Annotated in this window: 20 protein-coding genes and 1 pseudogene; 3 read left to right on the top strand and 18 right to left on the bottom strand. The window is 33.5% G+C overall.

Translation table 11 applies throughout. The features are described from left to right. Positions 1-4 precede the first annotated feature (4 nt). From Q5I06_RS01840 to Q5I06_RS01795, 10 genes and pseudogenes are all read right to left on the bottom strand, one after another. Positions 5-865, bottom strand: a complete 861-nt coding sequence (locus Q5I06_RS01840; protein ID WP_305516502.1) for a MinD/ParA family protein — start codon at positions 863-865, stop codon at positions 5-7. After that, a complete protein-coding gene (gene flhF, locus Q5I06_RS01835; RefSeq protein WP_305516501.1) occupies positions 862-2253 on the bottom strand; it encodes a flagellar biosynthesis GTPase FlhF in 1392 nt (463 codons plus the stop codon). The genes Q5I06_RS01840 and flhF overlap by 4 nt, the downstream gene beginning before the upstream one ends. Further along, the gene (gene folK, locus Q5I06_RS01830; protein ID WP_370690911.1) at positions 2250-2735 is read right to left on the bottom strand and encodes a 2-amino-4-hydroxy-6-hydroxymethyldihydropteridine diphosphokinase; all 486 of its coding nucleotides are present in this window, start codon (positions 2733-2735) and stop codon (positions 2250-2252) included. The genes flhF and folK overlap by 4 nt, the downstream gene beginning before the upstream one ends. Positions 2736-2750: 15 nt before the next feature. Beyond that, positions 2751-3803 (bottom strand): aminopeptidase P family protein, encoded by a 1053-nt coding sequence (locus Q5I06_RS01825; protein ID WP_305516499.1) that lies wholly within the window; start codon positions 3801-3803, stop codon positions 2751-2753. A gap of 82 nt (positions 3804-3885) precedes the next feature. After that, a pseudogene (aroQ, locus tag Q5I06_RS01820) lies at positions 3886-4356 on the bottom strand (type II 3-dehydroquinate dehydratase); the annotation flags it as partial. A 72-nt stretch (positions 4357-4428) separates the two neighbouring features. Beyond that, positions 4429-5199 (bottom strand): MotE family protein, encoded by a 771-nt coding sequence (locus Q5I06_RS01815; protein ID WP_305516498.1) that lies wholly within the window; start codon positions 5197-5199, stop codon positions 4429-4431. After that, entirely contained in the window at positions 5196-5621 is a 426-nt protein-coding gene (locus Q5I06_RS01810) for a flagellar export protein FliJ (protein ID WP_305516497.1), read from the bottom strand. The genes Q5I06_RS01815 and Q5I06_RS01810 overlap by 4 nt, the downstream gene beginning before the upstream one ends. Then, the gene (locus tag Q5I06_RS01805; RefSeq protein WP_305516496.1) at positions 5618-6859 is read right to left on the bottom strand and encodes an adenylosuccinate synthase; all 1242 of its coding nucleotides are present in this window, start codon (positions 6857-6859) and stop codon (positions 5618-5620) included. The genes Q5I06_RS01810 and Q5I06_RS01805 overlap by 4 nt, the downstream gene beginning before the upstream one ends. Further along, the gene (locus tag Q5I06_RS01800) at positions 6852-7718 is read right to left on the bottom strand and encodes an ATP phosphoribosyltransferase regulatory subunit (protein ID WP_305516495.1); all 867 of its coding nucleotides are present in this window, start codon (positions 7716-7718) and stop codon (positions 6852-6854) included. The genes Q5I06_RS01805 and Q5I06_RS01800 overlap by 8 nt, the downstream gene beginning before the upstream one ends. A 17-nt stretch (positions 7719-7735) precedes the next feature. Beyond that, entirely contained in the window at positions 7736-8665 is a 930-nt protein-coding gene (locus Q5I06_RS01795; protein ID WP_305516494.1) for a ribose-phosphate pyrophosphokinase, read from the bottom strand. A 187-nt stretch (positions 8666-8852) separates the two neighbouring features. On the opposite strand from Q5I06_RS01795, the gene Q5I06_RS01790 reads away from it, so the two are divergent. Both Q5I06_RS01790 and Q5I06_RS01785 read left to right on the top strand, forming a co-directional pair. Continuing rightward, on the top strand, positions 8853-10298 hold the full coding sequence (locus Q5I06_RS01790; RefSeq protein ID WP_305516493.1) for a catalase: 1446 nt from the start codon (positions 8853-8855) through the stop codon (positions 10296-10298). 68 nt (positions 10299-10366) lie between these two features. Then, positions 10367-11284 carry a transglutaminase-like domain-containing protein gene (locus Q5I06_RS01785; protein WP_305516492.1) on the top strand — a complete coding sequence of 306 codons (918 nt, stop codon included), beginning with the start codon at positions 10367-10369 and terminating at the stop codon, positions 11282-11284. Positions 11285-11316: 32 nt separating this feature from the next. On the opposite strand, the gene mnmA is transcribed toward Q5I06_RS01785, so the two are convergent. Further along, the gene (mnmA, locus tag Q5I06_RS01780; protein ID WP_305516491.1) at positions 11317-12345 is read right to left on the bottom strand and encodes a tRNA 2-thiouridine(34) synthase MnmA; all 1029 of its coding nucleotides are present in this window, start codon (positions 12343-12345) and stop codon (positions 11317-11319) included. A gap of 609 nt (positions 12346-12954) precedes the next feature. Between mnmA and Q5I06_RS01775 the strand changes: the two genes are divergently transcribed. Next, a complete protein-coding gene (locus Q5I06_RS01775; protein ID WP_305516490.1) occupies positions 12955-13815 on the top strand; it encodes a hypothetical protein in 861 nt (286 codons plus the stop codon). A gap of 61 nt (positions 13816-13876) precedes the next feature. On the opposite strand, the gene purB is transcribed toward Q5I06_RS01775, so the two are convergent. From purB to Q5I06_RS01740, 7 genes are all read right to left on the bottom strand, one after another. Continuing rightward, the gene (purB, locus tag Q5I06_RS01770; RefSeq protein WP_305516489.1) at positions 13877-15205 is read right to left on the bottom strand and encodes an adenylosuccinate lyase; all 1329 of its coding nucleotides are present in this window, start codon (positions 15203-15205) and stop codon (positions 13877-13879) included. Between the two features lie 75 nt (positions 15206-15280). Continuing rightward, complete coding sequence (locus Q5I06_RS01765; protein WP_305516488.1) at positions 15281-16225, bottom strand: thiamine pyrophosphate-dependent enzyme; 945 nt, start codon at positions 16223-16225, stop codon at positions 15281-15283. A 10-nt stretch (positions 16226-16235) separates the two neighbouring features. Next, positions 16236-17459, bottom strand: coding sequence for a 2-oxoacid:ferredoxin oxidoreductase subunit alpha (locus tag Q5I06_RS01760; protein WP_305516487.1), 1224 nt, complete (start codon positions 17457-17459; stop codon positions 16236-16238). A 10-nt stretch (positions 17460-17469) separates the two neighbouring features. Beyond that, positions 17470-17862, bottom strand: a complete 393-nt coding sequence (locus Q5I06_RS01755; protein ID WP_305516486.1) for a 4Fe-4S dicluster-binding protein — start codon at positions 17860-17862, stop codon at positions 17470-17472. A gap of 10 nt (positions 17863-17872) precedes the next feature. Continuing rightward, positions 17873-18433 carry a pyruvate flavodoxin oxidoreductase subunit gamma gene (locus Q5I06_RS01750; RefSeq protein WP_305516485.1) on the bottom strand — a complete coding sequence of 187 codons (561 nt, stop codon included), beginning with the start codon at positions 18431-18433 and terminating at the stop codon, positions 17873-17875. Positions 18434-18663: 230 nt separating this feature from the next. Then, complete coding sequence (locus tag Q5I06_RS01745) at positions 18664-19314, bottom strand: HAD family hydrolase (protein WP_305516484.1); 651 nt, start codon at positions 19312-19314, stop codon at positions 18664-18666. Beyond that, on the bottom strand, positions 19296-20681 hold the full coding sequence (locus Q5I06_RS01740; protein ID WP_305516483.1) for an MATE family efflux transporter: 1386 nt from the start codon (positions 20679-20681) through the stop codon (positions 19296-19298). The genes Q5I06_RS01745 and Q5I06_RS01740 overlap by 19 nt, the downstream gene beginning before the upstream one ends. Positions 20682-20706: the final 25 nt, after the last annotated feature.

The following is a 20706-nucleotide window of genomic DNA, read 5'->3' as shown; positions in this document are numbered from 1 at the left end:
ATCCTTACAAATAGCCAAGTATCCTTTTAAAAAAACTCATAAAATTCTCTTTAGGATAATTAAGCATATTTTGTTCCACTTTTGATGAGATTTTCTTAGCTATACAACGCATTTCAGATGAAAAATTATTCAAAGGTTCTACTCTGCATAAAAGCTCTCTGTATTTAGTGGATTTTTTTACAGATGCACTACTATATAAAGAACCTAAAAGATGGAGTTCTAGATCGGGGATATTTTTGTGTGCAACATTTTTAATTTTACTAAAAACATTTGATGCCTCTTTTTCTGAACCCACCATATTAATAATAAGAAAAATCTCTTTTTTAAATCTAGCATTAATCTTAATAGTAGCATAAGCATCTGTAATAGCTGCTGGATCTGGGACTGTAACAACTATAAGATCATTACTAGCATTCAAAAATGCTTGTGTAACCTCCCCAATCCCAGCACCCGTATCTATAATCATATAATCCAAGTCATTAAGCATTTGGCTGTCTTCAATGAATTCATCCAAAATATCTTGATTTGCATATTTAAGTATCTCATCTCCACTATCTCCAGGTATAAGATATAAACCCTCTTCAATCGGATAAATCACCTCATCAAACTTGGCTTCTCCCTTAAGTGCGTGCAAAATGTTTTTGCCTATTTTTACACCAAATATCAAATCCAAATTAGCTAATCCAATATCTGCATCAAATATTCCAACCTTATAACCCATTTTTGCAAGTGTATAAGATAAATTCGCACTGATTGTAGATTTTCCTACACCACCTTTGCCACTTGTAATTGCAATAAATTTTGTCTTGCCTTTTTGCTTTACAGTTTTCATCAATGTGTCTAAATTACTAGCTTGATTATTCATTTTACTTCTCTCACAGGATTTGTAAAGCCATCCAACATACAATCTACTAAATAATCATTAGTAGCTACAAGCAAATCCATGGGAACCTCCTGACCTACAGAAAGATAACTCACAGGTTTTTTACTTTCATATACAAGCGAAAACAAACTTCCTAGTCCCCTGCTCTCATCAAGTTTGCTAAAAATCAATGTATCAATATCGAGTTCTCCAAACGACTGATAAATATCTCTAAGATCTTCATATTTCGTAGTGGCAGAAAGCACCAATGCGATATCAATTTTATAATCATTATTGATGAATTTTTTTAGCATATTGATTTTTTGCTTATCATGCTGAGAGTGTCCTGCAGTATCAACCAAAATATAATCACAATAACGTAGAGTATCGATTTCTTTGAGAAAATCCTCTGGTTCAATAACAGTTTCAATACTAATTTTCATCTTCCTTGCATACCATGTAAGCTGCTCTAATGCACCAATACGATAAGTATCTAAAGTAATAATACCAACTTTATATTTTTTATCCATCATTTTTGAATATCTAGCTGCTAGTTTTGCCAAAGTAGTTGTTTTTCCCACACCTGTAGGACCTACTAGCATAATAATTTTTTTATTTCCTGCATCTAAATGTTCATTTCTACAATATATCATCTTTCGCAACACTTCACGAAAATAACGTTTAATAGTCAGAGAATTTTCTCTCATCTTTAATGGCATAAGCTCTAAGCTAAGTTTCATAATCTCATCTAAATGGATTTTATTCATCCCGCTATTTTTGGCGATTCGATAAATTTCTGCAAACTCTTGAGGAATCTGCAATCCTTCGTTTTTTGGACCTTTTTCATCCCAAAACATATTTTGGATGAGTTTGATCTTGTCATTGATTTTATCAAGCTCAGTTTTAAGTTGCTTGAATTCTTTTGTATCATTTTGTTTGCTAATAGCTCTATCTTCTTGTCTTTGTAAGATTTTATTTTCGAGTCTTAAATCCAAACTTTTTGATACTTCTGGAACAATAACTGCCTTTGCAGCTGGACGTTCCATTCCAGCTATTTTACTGATCTCTCTAACAGCATCAGAAAGCTGAATGGTCACATCATCATCAAGGGCTTTGATAGGTTTTTTTTTCTTATCCATACTTTTTTCCAAAATCTCGTCTAGACGTTTTTGGATACTATTTTTTGGTTTTTGAACATTCTCCTCATCTTCGGCAAGTTCTATCTGATTATCGTTTTCCACAGCAACTACAATCTCATAAAGTCCAGGCTGGGTCATCGTTTTTTTTCTAATTTCTCTAGTTTTCACAACTAAAGCATCTTCACCATGCTTGCTTTGTGCGGTTTTTAATGCTTGTGCTGCAGTTTCGCCACCATAAGTATAAAGTTTCATTTTCGTGCCCTTGGGATGAGATATTGTAAAAATAAAGGAATCAAAACCGATTCCCTTTCATTCCATTTTGGATGAGGTATTGTAAGATAAGGTCGCTTTAAAATCAAATTATTGAAGAAAATTATATCAATATCTAATGTTCTTGGTGAATTTTTGAATTCTCTTTTTTTAGATCTACCAAATCTACGTTCTAAATAAAATACAAATCCAAAAAATTGGACGATAGATAAACTAGTGCTAAGCGTTATAGTGGCATTATAAAAATCATTTTGATCTATAAAGCCAAAAGGAGGGTTTATATAGATAGGGGAAGAATCTAGTATCATAATATTTTTATTCCTATTTAAATGTCTATAAAGAGCTTCAAAACGATTACAACAATCCCCGATATTCCCACCTATTCCTAAGGTAACAGTGTTTAACAGGGGATTCAAACAAATCCTCTTAGATGGAAATGAATGGGTAAAAGTTAAGGTTCTCATCATAAATATTCAAACTCAAATGATTTGTGCCTTGCCATTTTTCACAACAACCAAATCTTCTATACGAACTCCATAATGATCAGGAATATAAATTCCTGGCTCAATGGAAAACACCATATTATCTTCTATAACAATCTCAGAACTTCTAGAAATAAATGGCAGTTCGTGAATATCAAGCCCAATACCATGCCCCGTGCTATGAATAAAATATTTTCCATAACCTGATTTTTCTATCACGCCTCTAGCAATTCCATCAATCTCAGCACCACTCATCCCACTTCTTAGTAACTCTATTGTTTTTTCTTGTGCTTTTAGAACGATATCATAAATTTTTTGAATTTCATTGTTTTTAAACTTCTGCTTCTTGCTAAAATCAATGCCTTCTTTGTGAAAAAATGCCGTTCTAGTTCTATCAGAACAATAATGTTTATATTTTATTCCTGCGTCAAATAGCAAAAGATCTCCGCGTTTGAGTTTATCTTTTTTGCTCGGAAGAGCATGAGGTTTTGCAGCATTTTCATTCACACCCAAAATAGGCTCAAAACTTAAATCATACTCACCATAGCTGGTTAAAAATTGCTGTGCATGATAATAGAGTTCTTTTTCGCTCAAAGATTTTCCAGACCTATTGACAAAATCCGCAAAACGATCATAGGCATCTTTATTGAGCTTTTGAGATTTTTTGATTTTTTTTATTTCATCTTCAGTTTTTAAAATTCTCAAATACTGATGAAAATAAGGTTTTGGAAAAAGTTCTATAGAATTTTTTAAAAGATCTTTAAGTTTATGAAATGCACTCACTGTTATTTGTGTGGGATCATATATGAGAGTTTTGATAGAGGTCTTATTAAGTATTTCACAAACAGATGTTATTAAATCACCTGATTGGACAACACTAGCATCTTTTAGTATTTTTTGAGCTTCTAAACTATAGCGGGAATCTGTGATAAAAAACTTATCACTCCCGAGTTTTAAAAACAAAGCATTATCACAACTATATCCACACTCAAAATATTGAGCATTCTCATTAGTGGTTAGATAATTTAGCTCATTTGTCTTTTTTTTCATTTTTGATTTCAGCTTTTAGATCGTGCTTATTTTCTTTTAAATCATTTTTATGATCTTGTGAGTTTTGGGGATTAATTGCACCTGATTGTGCAGCTTGAGCTTGTCTCATTGCTTGAATCTCAGAGAGTATTTGCAACATAGCAATAACTGCCATATGGTAGCCAAAAGCACCAAATCCAGTGATAACACCCGCAGATACAGCACCTGTATAGGTTGTTTTTCTATAATCTTCTCTAGCGTGGATATTACTCAAATGAACCTCTATCACAGGTACACCTGCACCTACAACGGCATCTGCAATAGCTACAGAAGTATGAGAATAAGCACCTGGATTCATTATAATACCAACGTAATCACTTCCTACACACTCTTGAATTTTATCAATGATTTCACCTTCAAAATTGCTTTGAAAAAAATCTAATTCTAAATTATTTTGTTTTGCAAATACTTTCATATTTTGATGGATTTGTTCTAATGTCATTGTTCCATATATTCTAGGATCTCTATGTCCAAGCATATTTAAATTAGGACCTTGTATAACCAAAACTCTCATTTAATTCTCCTTAATATAAATTTTAATTTAAAAATCATATCACAAATAAGTTTAAATACTATAATCCAAAACCTATATTGAGGAATTTTGCGTGTTTTTATCTGGATTTTTATCTAAATTTGCGGGCAATTGTGAATTTTCAGAATTTTCTGACTGAGGTTTTTGAGTTGTTTTTGGCTTTTGTTTTTCAAAGGGAGGACCTTTTTTCAAAACTTCAGTTAGCGTTGCAGCTTTTTTAGGATCCATCTTAGATAGAATCTTTCCCATATCTTGGGCAGAAAGCGCAAACAATATACTAGCAGCTTCATCCTCGGGCAAATTTTCTATAATAGGAGCAGCTTTAGAATCCTTCATTTTTGCATAAGTTTGGGCTAACTTATTGTTTTTGGCTCCATCAATTTGTTTTAAAATATCTTCGTTTTTAGCAATCAAAGCTTTAATATTAGATTCTTTTTTTTCGCTTGTAACTTTAAAATTAGATTCTTTTTCTTCTATCTCTTTTAGTTTTGCACTCAAAGCAGATTCTCTTTCTTTTAGTTTTGCTTCACGTTGATTAAGTAGATTCTGCGTTGCATTTTCTAAAGCTTGAATGGATTGAGTTTTTTCATCTAATTGTCTGATTTTTTCACTCAACTCCTCTTTTCTTGCATCAAAGATAGCATTACATTGTAATAGTCTGTTTGAAGCATTCTGACTGTTTGAAGGTGGTGGTATATAAAGATTTTTTTGTTCTGTATTCTCACTGTTGGTATTTTTTGTTGTTGTATCTGCTACAATCTTGTTTTCTCCTTGTAGCACCCCTATGAATACAAACAAAAATGTGACTATCCATATCTTTTTCATACATTCTCCTTATTGGATTTAAAAAGCATTATTCCAACTTCATCAAGGTCTTTTAGCTCATTTTTCTTGATTTTTAAAATCATCTTTTTTATCTCATTATCTTTTAAATATTTGATTTTTTCATATTCTACAAAAGCTATTTTATAAGATTCTTGAAGTTTTTTACCGATATTTTTTAATCTAGATATCTCATTTTTTGTTTTATCTATTTCATTTACAAAAGCTTTTTTAATATCTTGCATATTTTTAAAATCCCAATACCCACCATTTTTTGGAATATTTACTTCACTCAAATCCTGCAAAAGAATATCAATTTTTCTGTTTTTTGAATCAATGAGTTGATTGTTTTGCATTATATCTATCTCGCATTTATCAAGCTGTTGTTGTTTGATTTTGAGCAAGGAATCAAATTTAGTATTCATAAAACAATTGTATCTTCTCTCTCAGGACTTGTAGAGATTATAGATATTTTTACTCCGATGAGTTTTTGAATATCTAAAATATATTCTTTAGCATTCAAAGGCAGTTTATCAAATTCTCTAACCCCAGAAGTCTTATCCCATCCCTTATAACTCTTATATACAGGCTCTAAACCCTCAAAATCACTCGGCACATAATCAATAATTTCATTATCTTTTTTGTATCCTATACATACCTTAACTTCATCAAGACCATCTAAAATATCAAGTTTCATCAAAGCAATTTCATCACAACCATTTATTCTGCAAGCATATTTCACGCTCAATGCGTCAAACCAACCGCAACGTCTAGCTCTTCCTGTAGTTACACCAAACTCTTGTCCTTTTTGACGTAAAAATTCCCCGATATCTGCAAAATCTTCCGTTGGAAATGGCCCATTACCTACACGCGTACAATATGCCTTACAAATGCCAATTGTTTTTTTAATATCTTTTATGTTAAGACCCGTCCCACTACAAGCTCCTGAAGAAGTTGTAGTAGAGCTTGTCACAAAAGGATAAGTACCATGATCAATGTCTAGCATACTACCTTGAGCACCTTCTAAAAGAATCTTTTTACCTTCGTCCATAGCCTTCCAAAGCATTTGCGTCGTATCTGTAATAAATGGAAGAATTTTTTTTCTTTTTTCTTCTAATAATTCCATTATATTTTCAAAACTAGGTAGCGAAATTTTATAAAGATCTTGAATATATGCAATCTGACTTAAATGACTTTTGAGTTTCAAACCTAAAGATTGTAAATCTCTAAGTTCCCCTATCCTAAAACCATTTCTAGCAATTTTGTCCTCATAGCTTGGACCTATTCCTTTTCCGGTTGTACCAATAGCATTTTTTCTATATCCTTCTTTAGCAACATCAATAATTTGATGATATGGCATAATCAAATGAGCTTTATCGCTGATAAAAAGCCTATTGTGTATATCTCCAAATTGTTCAATTTCTTTACACAAAGCATCTAAGGCGATCACGACACCATTTCCGATAACATTTTTGCATTTAGAATAAAGTATGCCTGATGGCATTAAGTGCAAAGCATACTTTTTACCATCTACAACGATTGTATGTCCTGCGTTGTGACCTCCTTGATACCTTACTACATAATCATAATTTTTCGCGAGCATATCGACGATTTTGCCCTTTCCTTCATCTCCCCATTGAATTCCTACAACCAAATCAGCCATTATTTTTCCTTAAGTCTTTTCTCATCAAGCAATCTACAACATCATCTGTATAGATTCCAAATCCACAAGATTCAGTATCTTCTATCCTGTACTTTCCACCTAAAAGTAAAGTATGATTCCCCTCAAACATTCTAAAAACCAAATCATTATAATATTCAATAGGAGCAAAATCCAAAGGAGAAAAAATCACTCTTGGATAATCACAATCATCTCCGCTTTTCAAGAGAACTTCCAATTCTGCTTTCAAAAAATTTGGGGATATTTTAATAAAATTTTCCAAATCTTCTTTAGTTTGAATTCTAAGCAAAGCCTCAAGATACCCTCCTATAGACAAAATATCATCAATATGCATTTTTTGAAATTTACTTACTTCCATCCCCATATCTTGAGCACAAAGTTTAAGTATCTTAACATTTGATATTTGCAAAACAGGGGAGATTCCAAGCCTGTTAATAATACTCGCACCCAATCGTAATGTCTCACTCATCTCATCTGCATTTAAGCATTCTGCACCTATTTGATGAATTTCATTACTAGGATAGCTATATACAGGCTGAATGTAAAACCATTTTTTTTGATTTGTACTTCTGCCTAAACGCTTGGTAATAATTCTAATAGCATCAATGGTGCTATCATACCTCAAAGAAATTTGATGATTATTTTGCGAACTAAGACGAATAATATTGCGATTAGAAAAATTTTTTTGATGCTCTAAATAAACAAAGCAAGGCGTAAGAATCTCTTCAAAATCATTTTCATAAAAAACCTCACAAGCTGCATGTTCAACCTCGCGCTTAATTTTGGCTGAAGCACCAAAATGCAATTTGCTTCCCTGTGGAATTTCATGTTCTAAAATCATATTTTTCCTAATCTTTCTTATACAAAAAGCGAATTAACGCTTTCATTGTGATAAATTCTCCTGATAACCTCTGCAAAAAGTGGAGCGACACTCAAAACGGTTATTTTTGAAGACTGCTGTTTTAAAGGAATAGAATTGCTCACTACTACTTCATTTAAGGAACTTTTTTCAATTCGTTCAATCGCAGGACCACTCAAAACAGGATGTGTGCCAAGTGCCATCACAGACTTAGCCCCTCTTGTTTTTAAAACATCCGCAGCTTTACACATTGTTCCAGCGGTATCAATCATATCATCTACAAGGATTACATCTTTATCCTGCACATCTCCAATAATATTCATCACTTCGCTTACATTTGCTTTTTCACGTTTTTTATCAACAATGACAAGATCTAAACCTAGTTGATCGGCAAAATACCTTGCACGAGAAACGCCACCAATATCTGGACTAGCGATAATGGGATTTTTGAAGTTCTTCACGCGAATATAATCTCTAAATACAATAGAGCCATATAAATTATCTACAGGAACATCAAAAAAACCTTGTATTTGTCCAGCGTGTAAATCCATCGTAATAACTCTATCAACTCCCGCACTTTGAATTAAATTTGCCACAAGTTTAGCTGTAATAGGAACTCTTGGAGCAGCTTTTCTATCTTGTCTAGCATAACCAAAATATGGAATTACAGCATTTATTGAGTTTGCTGAACTTCTTTTAAAGGCATCTGTCATTATCAAAAGCTCCATCAAATTATCGTTAGTTGGAGCACAAGTTGGCTGGATAATAAAAACATCCTTGCCTCTTACAGATTCGCTGATTTGTACATTGATTTCCCCATCACTAAAACGACTGACAGTTGCTTTTGAAATCACAGCGTCAAGGTGCTTTGCCAACTCTTTACTAAATTCGGGATGAGCACTCCCTGTAAAAATCTTGAATCCTCGCATATAGTTTAAATCCTGCAAATTAAATTTTTATTCACTGCGATTATAAATAATAGCACTTGAGTTCTTGCTTATAAAATATATATTTTTTTGATAATTTTTATCTAATAATAATTTTTTTACAAATTATTAATTATCATCATTTATAATTCATATCGCATCCATAAAATAACATCACAGGAGACAATATATGAAAAATGTTACACTCACAAATGCGACAGGAACCCCTATTGCAAACAATCAAAATTCACTCACTTTTGGTCCTAGAGGACCTATGTTGCTTCAAAATACTTGGTTTTTGGAGAAATTAGCCCATTTTGATCGTGAAAGAATTCCAGAAAGAGTTGTTCATGCCAAAGGAAGTGGAGCTTATGGAGTATTTACGGTAACCAATGATATAACCAAATACACAAAAGCAAAAATTTTCGCAAAAGTTGGCAAAAAAACTCCTTGTTTTTTTAGGTTTTCTACCGTCGCTGGCGAAAGAGGTGCAGCAGATGCAGAAAGAGATCCTAGAGGATTTGCAATGAAATTCTATACAGAAGAAGGAAACTGGGATCTTGTAGGAAATAATACGCCTGTATTTTTCGTTCGCGATCCATTAAAATTTCCTGATTTTATCCACACTCAAAAAAGAGATCCTAAAACGAATCTAAGAAGTGCTACAAACGCTTGGGATTTTTGGAGCTTACACCCTGAATCTCTTCATCAAGTCACTATCACAATGAGTGATCGCGGAATTCCAAAAAGTTATCGTCATATGCACGGATTTGGAAGCCATACCTTTAGCTTCATCAATAGTAAAAATGAGAGGTTTTGGGTTAAATTTCACCTGAAAACAATGCAGGGGATAGAGAATCTTACCAACGAAGAAGCTGCAGCGGTTATTGCCAACGATAGAGAATCTCATCAAAAAGATTTATTTGAAAATATAGAAAAAAAGAACTTTCCAAAATGGAGAATGTGTGTGCAAATAATGACTGAATCAGAAGCAAAAACCTATCGCTTCCATCCATTTGATTTAACCAAAACTTGGAGTCAAAAAGATTTTCCATTGATTGAAGTGGGGATTGTTGAATTGAACAAAAATCCTGAAAACTATTTTGCTGAAGTAGAACAAGCCGCATTTAATCCTGCAAATATAGTTCCTGGAATCGGCTACAGTCCAGATAAAATGCTACAAGGTAGATTGTTTTCTTATGGCGATACACAAAGATATAGATTAGGTATCAACCACACACAATTACCCGTAAATGCTCCAAGATGTCCATTCCATACCACATCTCGAGATGGATATATGCAAAATGGGGCATATGGAAGTATGATTAATTACAATCCAAGTTCATTGCCGGGCTATCAAGAAGATCCAAACGCAAGAGAACCCAAACTTGATCTTAGCAAACTCGAAAAAGAAACCGCTGTCTATGATTGGGACTTCAGAGAAGATGATAGCGACTACTACACTCAACCTGGAGATTTGTATCGACTCTTAAGTGCGGAAGAAAAAGAAAGGCTTTGCCAAAATATCAAATCAGCTATGGAAGGTGTGCCTACCGAAATCAAAAAACGTCAAATAGAACATTTTACAAAAGCTGATCCTGCTTATGGCAAAAGAGTGGCGGAATTAGTTCTGTAGTCTTCAAGTGATGTGTAAATACACATCACTTGCATAAAACATCTACATAAAATCAAACAAGGATAAAAATGCAACGAAGAGATTTTATAAAAACAAGTATTTTAGGAACAGGCATTTTGATGGGCTCAAATATCATGAATGCTAACCCAGCGAAAACAAAAAAATACAATTTAACTTTTGAATACCAAATCAATTTTGCATCAGCAAGTGATACAAAAATATGGATACCAATGCCAATGACAACAAGTTTTCAAAAACCTAGCAATGTTAAAATACAAGGGAATTATGACTTTTATAAAACCTACACTCAAAGCCAAACACCTATCATATATGCACAATACAGCAAGAAACCAAAAAGGATTTTAGCAAGTGTAGATATATTGATAGTTCAAGATAACTCAAAAGAAAAATCCAATCATCTTGAAAATTACTTAAAACCAACTCGCTATATTAGGACAGATGGGATGATTGAACAAATCGCTAAGGAATTGAGTTTAGGTAACGAACAAGAAAAACTAGTCAATATCTATAAATGGATAAAGAAAAATATTGATTATGAAAATGCCAAAGATACTTCAAAAATAAGAACTATCTTATCTAAAAATTCTACCCCTATTTTATCAGGAGAAAACATAAGTGCAAATACTATTTTTGTATCTCTATGTCGTGCATGTGGAATTCCTGCTAGAGAGGCGATAGGAATAAATATAAAAACTCTCACAACCCTAAGTAAAGCACAAGCTTATATCAATGATTCTGGATGGAATTTATATGATCCTATTGCTTCTATTAAAGATTCATCTTTTGATGGTTTTGGAAAATGGAAAGACGATTTTATTTTTCTCAACTACGAAAGAGATATGAAAATTGAAAGCTCTATAGTAAGTCTATTTGATAATGCTTTTGCCACAGTTGATGGAGATAAACTAAAATACTATGAAAATAAAAATTTTACTAAAAATATTAATATCAAAACTCTAATCTAATCTTTACAAACCTTCAATAAAGAAGGTTTGTCTCAAATAATCACTCCACCTCCTAAAACCTTATCATCTTGATATACAACTAATGCTTGTCCTTTTGCAACCCCATAGACAGGCTCTTTTAATTCGGCAATAATTTTATCTCCATCAATAAAAATTTTAGCCTCAGAAGGTGTACTACGATAGCGGATTTTTACTTTATATTCACCCCCATTGAAGTTTTTTAGCAATGATTTGTTGATTGCTTCCACTTTATTAGTGGCAAGATCTTCTTTTTTTCCCACAATGATTTCATTATTTTGCGAATCAATACCCACAACAAAATGAGGTTCGTGAGCACCCTTTACACTAAATCCTTTTCGTTTGCCTATTGTATATTGCATATACCCTTTATGTTTCCCGACAATATTTCCTTGCACATCCCTTACAATACCTTCTTTTTCAACCTCAGTATGTTTTTTGAGAATATCAATATAGTCAGTTTCAACGAAACATATCTCCTGAGACTCTTTATAGGTTTCAAGACTACCAAGCCATGGCATCACCTCAAAAGCCTTAGGCTTAACTTCTTCTTTGAGCATATCTCCAAGAGGAAAAATAAGACGATTGATAGCATCTTGAGAAATGGCATATAAAAAATAACTCTGATCTTTGCTCTTATCTCTAGCTTCTGCAATTCGTTTGATACCATTAACCTCTTGTATTCTAGCATAATGTCCTGTAGCAATTTTTTCACAACCCAAAGAAAGTGCAAGTTCTAAAGCCAAGCCAAACTTCATTAGAGGATTGCATAAAGCACAGGGATTTGGAGTTTCTCCGCGTTTATAAGAGCTAATAAACTCATTATAGACACTTTCTTTAAATTCCTCTTTAGCCTCAACGACTCTGAATTCAAAACCAAGATTTTCAGAGACTTTTTTACAATTACGTAAAAATATTTCGTGTTTAGCTTCCTTGTCGTGAAGTTTAAGGTAAATCCCTTGTACTTCATAACCTTGAGATTTTAGCAAGTAAGCAGAATAAGAACTATCCACGCCACCACTCATCAAAAGTGCTACTTTCATCAACACATCCTTTGTTTTTATTTTTTCTTTTAATTAGATTTTGGGAGAAGGCTTTAGCACCAAATGACCAAGATTCTTAATTATCGAATAAAATCGAACCAAAAAACCTCTTATTTTAAAATCTATAAAATCGCATAAATCATGGGTAAGAATTATAAAATGAAAAAACTAATCTGTAGAATGTTTTGACGCATTTTATTCTGGCGATGATTTAAATCCTTAGCTGTAGGAATTATTTTTTATAAAAAAATCAACAAATATCTAAAAAATAAAAATCTACTCTAATAATGCAAAAATTAGATGACAGAACTTAAGATTATAAATAGCTGATTTAGCATATAGGTGTATCTGTGATTACAAAATTAGACATTTAGCCTCGCAATCTCTTTGGTCTATCTGACCAAAAAATTTCTTGCTCTCATAAATAGTTTGACTTTAACTTTGATATAGTCCTTAAAAACACACATTTTTCATTTCAATAGCATATCAAAAATTTATATTTATTTAATATAGTATAATTAAATAATTAATTTATTTTTAAAATTATTTTGAGTATAGTTTTGTATATTTTATGGTTCATGTACAACACTCTATATAGGAGCTAAAGAAATGAAAAGAGTACTTTATATGTCTATCCTGTTATTTCTTCCCCTTGTTAATAGTTTTGGAAATGAAATGCCAAATACCAAGCCGCTTGTAAACGTAAATGATACAAATACGGTTGTTGGGGATAATATTACAGGTGGATTATTTTTCGGTCTGAGTGCAGGAGCAGATTTTATAAACAATCACTTCAAGACAGATCAAAATCTAACCTCATACAATTATAGTAAAGACGGAGAAAAAGCTGGAAATACCCCCTCTTTTAGCGGTTTTAATCTTGAAGGCAAACTAGGTCTTATCAAAACAACCAAAAATATAGGGATTAGAATCTATGGATATTATGGAAGAGCTTGGGATAGCATGGAAACATTTGGACTTCAATACACGCCTATCAATGCAAATTCCTATTATGAAAGTGCATATTTGGATTCAGAATATTATGGTGGAATGCTTGATATTTTATTTGGGGGATTTCAAACTGGAGATATAACAGGATATTTTTCTATTGGTGGTGGATATCAGTTCACTCATTATAAACTAAGCGGGACAGTTTCTCTAGGTTATGCTAATACATATTTTCTTGATGATGATATCTACCGCTCAAATTTAAGCGGAAATGAATATATTCAAAGTCCTGTAGCAAATATAGGGGGAGGTGTGATTGTAAATAAACATCATATGTTTGAAATCAATTTGAGGTATTTATTCATTAATCCCATTTTTATAAATGACTCTGAGACTAAGATGATTGGAACTGCGGGATTTCCTATTTACAAAAAAAATATTCCTGATAACACCCCTATCACAATCAGAGAAAGTATCGGTTATAATTTCAATCTAACTTTTAACTATATGTATATATTTTAGATAATTCCTTAGATGCCTAAACCACTCTTATACACCTAAGGATTTTTTGATCCTAGAAACCTTATCTGAAAACTCTCTGAAATATCTTATCAACATTTTTTATGTAATAATTATAATCAAAACATTCTTTTATGGCTTCTTGTCCAATAATTTCAACTAACTCTACATCTCGAAGAAGATACTGCAGATACAAGCTCTCTTTATTTTCATTTATAGCACTTTTGCCCTGTTGGAGATCTTCCCATACTTTCATTGCGTTTCTTTGTACAATTTTATAGCTATCTTCCCTACTAATTCCTTTTTTGGGCAATTCCAATAAAACTCTCTGAGAAAAAACCAAACCTCCAGTAAGGTTGAGATTTTTCATCATATTTTGAGGATATACCACGAGATTTTCAACTAATCCCTTTAAGCGATCAAGCATAAAATCAGTTGTGATAAACCCATCAGGCAATATGAATCTTTCCACAGAACTATGAGAAATATCACGTTCGTGCCATAGTGCAACATTCTCCATCGCTGGAACACAAAAACTTCTTATTATTCGACAAAGCCCGGTGATATTCTCACTCAATACCGGATTTCGTTTATGGGGCATCGCTGAACTTCCTTTTTGCCCCTCTGAAAAGTATTCTTCTGCTTCATAAACCTCTGTACGCTGATAATGCCTAATAGCTATAGCGATTTTCTCACAACTACTTGCCAAAAGTGCCAAATCGCTCATTAATCTAGCATATCTATCGCGTTGAATCACTTGATTGCTTACAGGGGCAGGACTAAGTCCTAATTCATCACAAACTAATTCTTCTAATTCTATAGGCGTATGAGCCATATTTCCCATAGCTCCACTGATAGCACCCACACAAATCACATTCATTGTATGATTAAGTGCCTCAAAATGACGACCTATCTCATCATACCAAATCGCTAAAACCAATCCAAATGTGATGGGTTCTCCATGTATTCCATGACTTCTTCCTACCATTAAGGTATTCTTGTGCTCAAATGCTCTTTTTTTAATAGCTTGCCTCAATAGCTCTATATCTTCTAAGATAATTTTCAGACTATCTCTCATCTGCAGGGCAACCGCAGTATCAATACAATCACTTGAAGTGATTCCATAATGCACAAAACGGGATTCTGATCCCAAACTTTCTGAAACCGATGTTGTAAAGGCAATCAAATCATGTTTAGTTATTGATTCAATTTCATCAATTCTCTTAATGTCAAATGTAGCATTTTTACAAATTTTCTCACAATCTTCATCAGGAATAAAACCAAGTTTATTCCAAGCCCTTACAACCGCTTTTTCTACCTGTAGCCAAGCAGAATATTTTGCATTCATATCCCATAATTTTTTCATCTTTTCACGTGCGTATCTTTCAACCATATGATTTCCTTAAAAATTTATCGACAATGAAAGCAAAATAAAATAGAACTCACCCTATCAAAAGAAGTCAAATTCTCAAATTTTGGCTTCCTCTAAACGTTGTAAACGTTCCCATCTAGCATCTACATCTTTTTGAAATTGTTCAATAACATGCTCATTTCCAGGCTTAAAAAGGTGTTTAAATCTTCCTTGTGCCCCCAAATAATCTCTAACAGGAATAATATTTTTGGGTCGATAAGTAATATTAAGATCTGTACCATTTACAATCTCAAACAGTGGAAAAACAAGACTATCTACTGCCAAATCACTCATCTCTACAGTATGATTAGATTCGAATTTCCATTCAGTTGTACAAGCACTCATTGCATTGATAAATGTAGGACCTTCGGTTTCTATAGCTTGTTTAATTTTTTTATTCATGTCTTTCCATTTGTTTGGTGCTACTTGTGCCACATAAGGAGATCCATGAGCTGCCATTACAAATAATATATCTTTCTTTTTTTCTTTTTTTCCATAGCTTGTGCTACCTGCAGGAGTTGTAGAAGTGCTAGCCCCCAAGGGAGTAGAGCCACTTCTTTGGCCTCCTGTATTCGCATAGACTTCATTGTCCAAACAAATATAAGTCATATCATGACCCCTTTCAAAACACCCACTTATCCACTGAAAGCCAATATCATAAGTAGCACCATCTCCACCAAAAGCGACAAATTTAGGTCTCTGACCAGTGTATTTGCCTTTTTTTGCAAGAGCTTTATACATCGCTTCAGCCCCTGCAACTGCAGTAGATCCATTTTCAAATCCAATATGTATCCAAGGAACATCCCAAGAAGTAAAGGGATAAACGGCTGTGGATACCTCCAAACAACCTGTCGAGTTACCCAGAACTACAGGACCATCAACAGCATTCAAAACCTCTCTAACAATCATTCCATGAGCACATCCTGGACACAAAAGATGTGCCCCTTCGAATTTTTCTGCTGATTTGCTAAACTGTTTTAGATTCTTAATTTCTTTTACCATTATCTTCTCCTTAGCAAAAGCTTAGTTTAGGACCTCTAAGTCCTATGAATTGTTGAGTTGGATGAGTGAGTTTGCCAGTTTTTGCATTTTTTTCAAGATCCTGATAAATATCCATTAACTCCACTTGAGTGAGATCTCTTTCCCCCAAACCATAAATATAATTGGAAAGTACGGGATGTTTAGAACCTTCTACTTGGTAAAGAGAAGCGGCAACTTCGTTAAAAAGTGCGCCCATAGCCCCAGCAGGTAAGCTCTTATCCATAATAGCGATAGCTTTGAGATGTTTGAGTGCCTCTCCAAGCTCTCTATATGGGAAGGGTCTAAATACTCGAATTGTGACAACTCCTGCTTTTATTCCATTTTTACGAGCTTTTTTTGCAGCAACTCTAGCAGATTCTGCGGTCGTACCTAATGCAAATATAGCGACTTCCGCATCTTCTAAATCATAAGTTTCTACAATTTTATATTCTCTACCAGTGAGTTTAGCAAAATCTGCAAAGACTTCTTCTATCACAACACTAGAGTGCATCAAAGCATTATGAAGTTGAGCTTTATGCTCAAAATGCCAATCTTCTTCAGCTTGAGCACCGTAGGTCGCAGGTTTTTCAAAATCAAGAAGTGAGTTTTTACTTTGATAATCACCTATAAAATTATAAGCTGCTTCATCGCTCAACGGACGGACATTCTGTGCAGTGTGTGAACACAAAAATCCATCTTGATTGACAATGGTGGGAATCCTAACATTCATATTTTCGGCAATCCTAAACGCCATAAGATTAAAATCATAAGCTTCTTGAGGATTACAAGTGCATAGATTTATCCATCCTGCATCTCTTCCTAGATACATATCGGAATGATCGCCGTGAATATTTAGCGGTGAAGCTAGTGCACGGTTGACTAGATTAAGCACCACAGGGAGCCTCATACCAGAAGCCTGATATAAAACTTCTACCATCAACGCAAAACCTTGCGAACTTGTGGCAGTGGCAACCCTCCCCCCAGCAGCAGCAGCTCCAACACATCCGCTCATCGCAGCATGTTCGGATTCCACAAGCATGAATTCACCGTCAATATACCCATTTCCCATAAAAGTACCATAATTTTGAATAATAGGGGTTGAGGGGGTAATTGGATAAGCGGCAACAACATCAATTTGGGCTTGTCTCATTGCATGACAAGCTGCTAAATTGCCATCCCATACTTCGATTTCTTGCAATTCCATAGTCTTTGCCATAATGTCTCCTTTAGTCTTTTCTCTTCTCTTCTTTTTTGGGCCAGTTTGATAGAGCAGTTTGATTGTTTTCGTGATCGCTGAACATTAGCAAAGATTTTGGATTTGTTGGACAAACATTGACACATATCCCACATCCTTTACAATGCACATAATCTACGCCACTAAGTTTATCTTCTCTAGCAAGTATGGCTGCATCAGGACAATAAACCCAACAATTAAAACAATTGATACACACCTCGCTATTATGAATAGGCTTCTCCACTCTCCAATGAGCTACGCTACTATTAAAAGAGCTATCTGGTGTATATTTACGCTCATTGTTATGTGATTCTATAGCACTCTGACCTTTATTCTCAAATGGAAATAATACAGCTCCAATTTCAAAATCATTCCAACCTTTCATTATAGCCTCCTTATTGGACTTCGTCATACGCACGTTGGATGGCCAACATATTAGCATCAATGACTTTTTGAGAGAGTTTCTTGCCTAAAACTTTTTTGAAAGCATTTTTAAAAAATTCAATTTCAAGCATACCTGACACCTTCATCAATGCACCAAGCATAGGAGCATTTGGAATAGGTTTTCCCAATGTATCAATGGATATTTTAATACAATCCAAAGTGTATATCTTTTTCCCTTTCAAGTCAGGTTTCTTTTCTATAAGCTCTTCTTTGCTTAAGTGGGTTGTAATAATATATTGCGTAGTTGGTTTTTCATTTGCACAAATATCTGTGATGAAGGTAAGACCTGGATCTATTACAAGAATAAAGTCTGGATTCATAAACTTTTCATGATTTAAAATAGGCTCTGAATCAATCCTGTTATAAGCAGTCATAGCTGCTCCTCGTTTAGCAGAACCATAAAGTGCAAATGCCTGTACTTCCTTACCTGTTCCAGCTACTACATCTGCTAAACCCTTAGCACCAGTAATTGCACCTTGACCGGCTCTTGAATGCCATCTGATTTCTAGCATACCTATATCTCCTTCCTATTTGTTTAGTTGTTCTTTTAGAAATGTAAATCATCTGCAATAGTATTCCAATATATCAAACGCTCATAACAAAAATAAATAATAGGCTCTGCACAAACGATACAATTCTAAACTTTTCGTGGGTGAATTCTACTCGCTTTTAGCTTAAATATACAAAATGTAACCCATCATAAGATAAAGTTATAATTTACTTCGTGTAAAAAGGTAGCAGTTTAAAAAGTGCTGATAAATTTGACTGCCTCTAGCGAATCTTCAAAAACATTTTCGCACAACTTGCATAAATCTTCATATACGCCATATCCACATTTTACACCTATAGGATGCACCCCTGCATCTATAGCCGATCTAGCATCAAGAGGAGTATCTCCTACCATAAATATATCTGAGAGAGGAATATTAGTATCAATTTTATTTTTTGCATTCAAAATAGGTTCTTTATGTGGCTTAGGAAATTGTACATCTTCTATGCCAATTACAATCTGAAAATATTTTAAAACACCCAAATACTCTAAAAGCTCTCTAGAACGTTTTGATGTTTTTGTGGTAACAATGCCAAGTTTAGCAAATTCACTAGCTAGCTTAATAGAATCTGTAGCATTGGGTAGCATTTCTGTTTTTTCTAAAAAAACCTTTAGATAAAATTCTCTATAAGAATCCCTAAAAAAACATAATTTTTCTTTATCGGCACCAAAATAGGCAAACATATCATCTAATGTGTGCCCGATTGTTTTTTTTACTTCTTCAAGAGGTGGAATATCAAGTCCATTTTTTTGGCAAGAAAAACAGAAACTATCATAAATAGCATCCGTAGAGTCAATCAATGTCCCATCTAAGTCAAATAAGATTATTTTTTTCTTTGCCATAAAGAATCACCTCCTGCGATTTTTCCTGAAAATATGCCACATTTTATTTCATACCATACCACCACAATAACAACTAAAAAAGCTAATAATTGCGAAATAGGATAAGCCATCCAAATCCCCTCCATACCATATTTTTTACTCAAAAAAGGTAGTAATGCAACAAGAAAAACTAGCGTATAGCAAATCGTAATAATAAACGAACTTTTTGTTCTCTGGACAGATTGAAAAAATATTGCTGAGACAATATTGATTCCAAGAAAAATATATCCTAAATAATAAACACTCATGGCTTTTGTAGTATCTGTGAGCAAATAAGGATCTGTGAGAGAAAAATCTGATCTTAAAAATAACTTCACGAGATATTTATCAAACCCATAAAAAACTAGATAAATCATAATCGCAATTCCCAAGGAAACACTGAGACTAAAAACAAAAATACTTTTTACTCGCTTCATATTTCCAGCACCATAACTAAAACTAGCAATAGGTTGAATCCCCTGTGCTATAGAAAGTAAAATGGTGAAGAATATAATTCCACTATACATAATGATCCCATAGATTGTAACACCCCTTTCTCCGGCTATGGACATTATGGTAGCATTAAACATTATCATAACAATCGCTGCACTGAGTTCAGAAACACACTGAGGAATACCGCTTTTTGCAGATGAAATAACCGCAGAGAAACTAAAACGAGGAATAAAATATAATTTTCCTCTTTTAAATAAAAAATGTTGAAAAAGCACTAGAAAACCTATTCCATGTCCTAAAATTGTTGCTAACGCACTTCCATAGATACCAAACTCAAAAACAAATAAGAATAAATAATTCAAGATGATATTCATAAAAGATCCGATTATCATAGCACTCATTGCTAAAATAGGCTGTTTATCATTGATCGCAAAAACATCACACAGAGGATGTAAAACCATTACAACAGATCCTAAAAAAATCACCTTCAAATATTCTACAACTAGGGGTTTGAGAATTTCACTACTACCCAACAAAATAGCAATTTCATCTACAAAAAAGTAAAGAATTACGCCAATAGCAAAAGAGCTTAGGATCACAAAATAAAATACCGAACTAAAGATCAATCTAGCCCTATGAACTTCATTTTTTCCCAAAAAATATGAAGTTATTGAAGCTGCACCAAGTCCAAAAAGTAGTTCATAAGCAATCAAAATAGGAAAAACTGGCCAACAAATACTCACTGCAGCAAGAGCGTTTTCGCCGAGTTTTTTACCTACAAAAATCCCATCTACAGTAGAATAAGTTGAAAGTGCAATCATCGCACACAAAGAAGGAATAAAATAATAAAAAAATAACTTTTTTATAGAGTCATTTCTTAGATCGATACTGAACATAAAATCACCTATTATTAGATATTTG

Source organism: Helicobacter cappadocius, assembly GCF_030688855.1.
Lineage (GTDB): Bacteria > Campylobacterota > Campylobacteria > Campylobacterales > Helicobacteraceae > Helicobacter_J > Helicobacter_J cappadocius.
This window is presented reverse-complemented; position numbering and strand designations above follow the sequence as displayed.

Coding starts and splice junctions, on each gene's coding strand:
- Q5I06_RS01840 (WP_305516502.1), bottom strand. CDS start 865: ATGAATAATCAAGCTAGTAATTTAGACACATTGATGAAAACTGTAAAG.
- flhF (WP_305516501.1), bottom strand. CDS start 2,253: ATGAAACTTTATACTTATGGTGGCGAAACTGCAGCACAAGCATTAAAA.
- folK (WP_370690911.1), bottom strand. CDS start 2,735: ATGAGAACCTTAACTTTTACCCATTCATTTCCATCTAAGAGGATTTGT.
- Q5I06_RS01825 (WP_305516499.1), bottom strand. CDS start 3,803: ATGAAAAAAAAGACAAATGAGCTAAATTATCTAACCACTAATGAGAAT.
- Q5I06_RS01815 (WP_305516498.1), bottom strand. CDS start 5,199: ATGAAAAAGATATGGATAGTCACATTTTTGTTTGTATTCATAGGGGTG.
- Q5I06_RS01810 (WP_305516497.1), bottom strand. CDS start 5,621: ATGAATACTAAATTTGATTCCTTGCTCAAAATCAAACAACAACAGCTT.
- Q5I06_RS01805 (WP_305516496.1), bottom strand. CDS start 6,859: ATGGCTGATTTGGTTGTAGGAATTCAATGGGGAGATGAAGGAAAGGGC.
- Q5I06_RS01800 (WP_305516495.1), bottom strand. CDS start 7,718: ATGATTTTAGAACATGAAATTCCACAGGGAAGCAAATTGCATTTTGGT.
- Q5I06_RS01795 (WP_305516494.1), bottom strand. CDS start 8,665: ATGCGAGGATTCAAGATTTTTACAGGGAGTGCTCATCCCGAATTTAGT.
- Q5I06_RS01790 (WP_305516493.1), top strand. CDS start 8,853: ATGAAAAATGTTACACTCACAAATGCGACAGGAACCCCTATTGCAAAC.
- Q5I06_RS01785 (WP_305516492.1), top strand. CDS start 10,367: ATGCAACGAAGAGATTTTATAAAAACAAGTATTTTAGGAACAGGCATT.
- mnmA (WP_305516491.1), bottom strand. CDS start 12,345: ATGAAAGTAGCACTTTTGATGAGTGGTGGCGTGGATAGTTCTTATTCT.
- Q5I06_RS01775 (WP_305516490.1), top strand. CDS start 12,955: ATGAAAAGAGTACTTTATATGTCTATCCTGTTATTTCTTCCCCTTGTT.
- purB (WP_305516489.1), bottom strand. CDS start 15,205: ATGGTTGAAAGATACGCACGTGAAAAGATGAAAAAATTATGGGATATG.
- Q5I06_RS01765 (WP_305516488.1), bottom strand. CDS start 16,225: ATGGTAAAAGAAATTAAGAATCTAAAACAGTTTAGCAAATCAGCAGAA.
- Q5I06_RS01760 (WP_305516487.1), bottom strand. CDS start 17,459: ATGGCAAAGACTATGGAATTGCAAGAAATCGAAGTATGGGATGGCAAT.
- Q5I06_RS01755 (WP_305516486.1), bottom strand. CDS start 17,862: ATGAAAGGTTGGAATGATTTTGAAATTGGAGCTGTATTATTTCCATTT.
- Q5I06_RS01750 (WP_305516485.1), bottom strand. CDS start 18,433: ATGCTAGAAATCAGATGGCATTCAAGAGCCGGTCAAGGTGCAATTACT.
- Q5I06_RS01745 (WP_305516484.1), bottom strand. CDS start 19,314: ATGGCAAAGAAAAAAATAATCTTATTTGACTTAGATGGGACATTGATT.
- Q5I06_RS01740 (WP_305516483.1), bottom strand. CDS start 20,681: ATGTTCAGTATCGATCTAAGAAATGACTCTATAAAAAAGTTATTTTTT.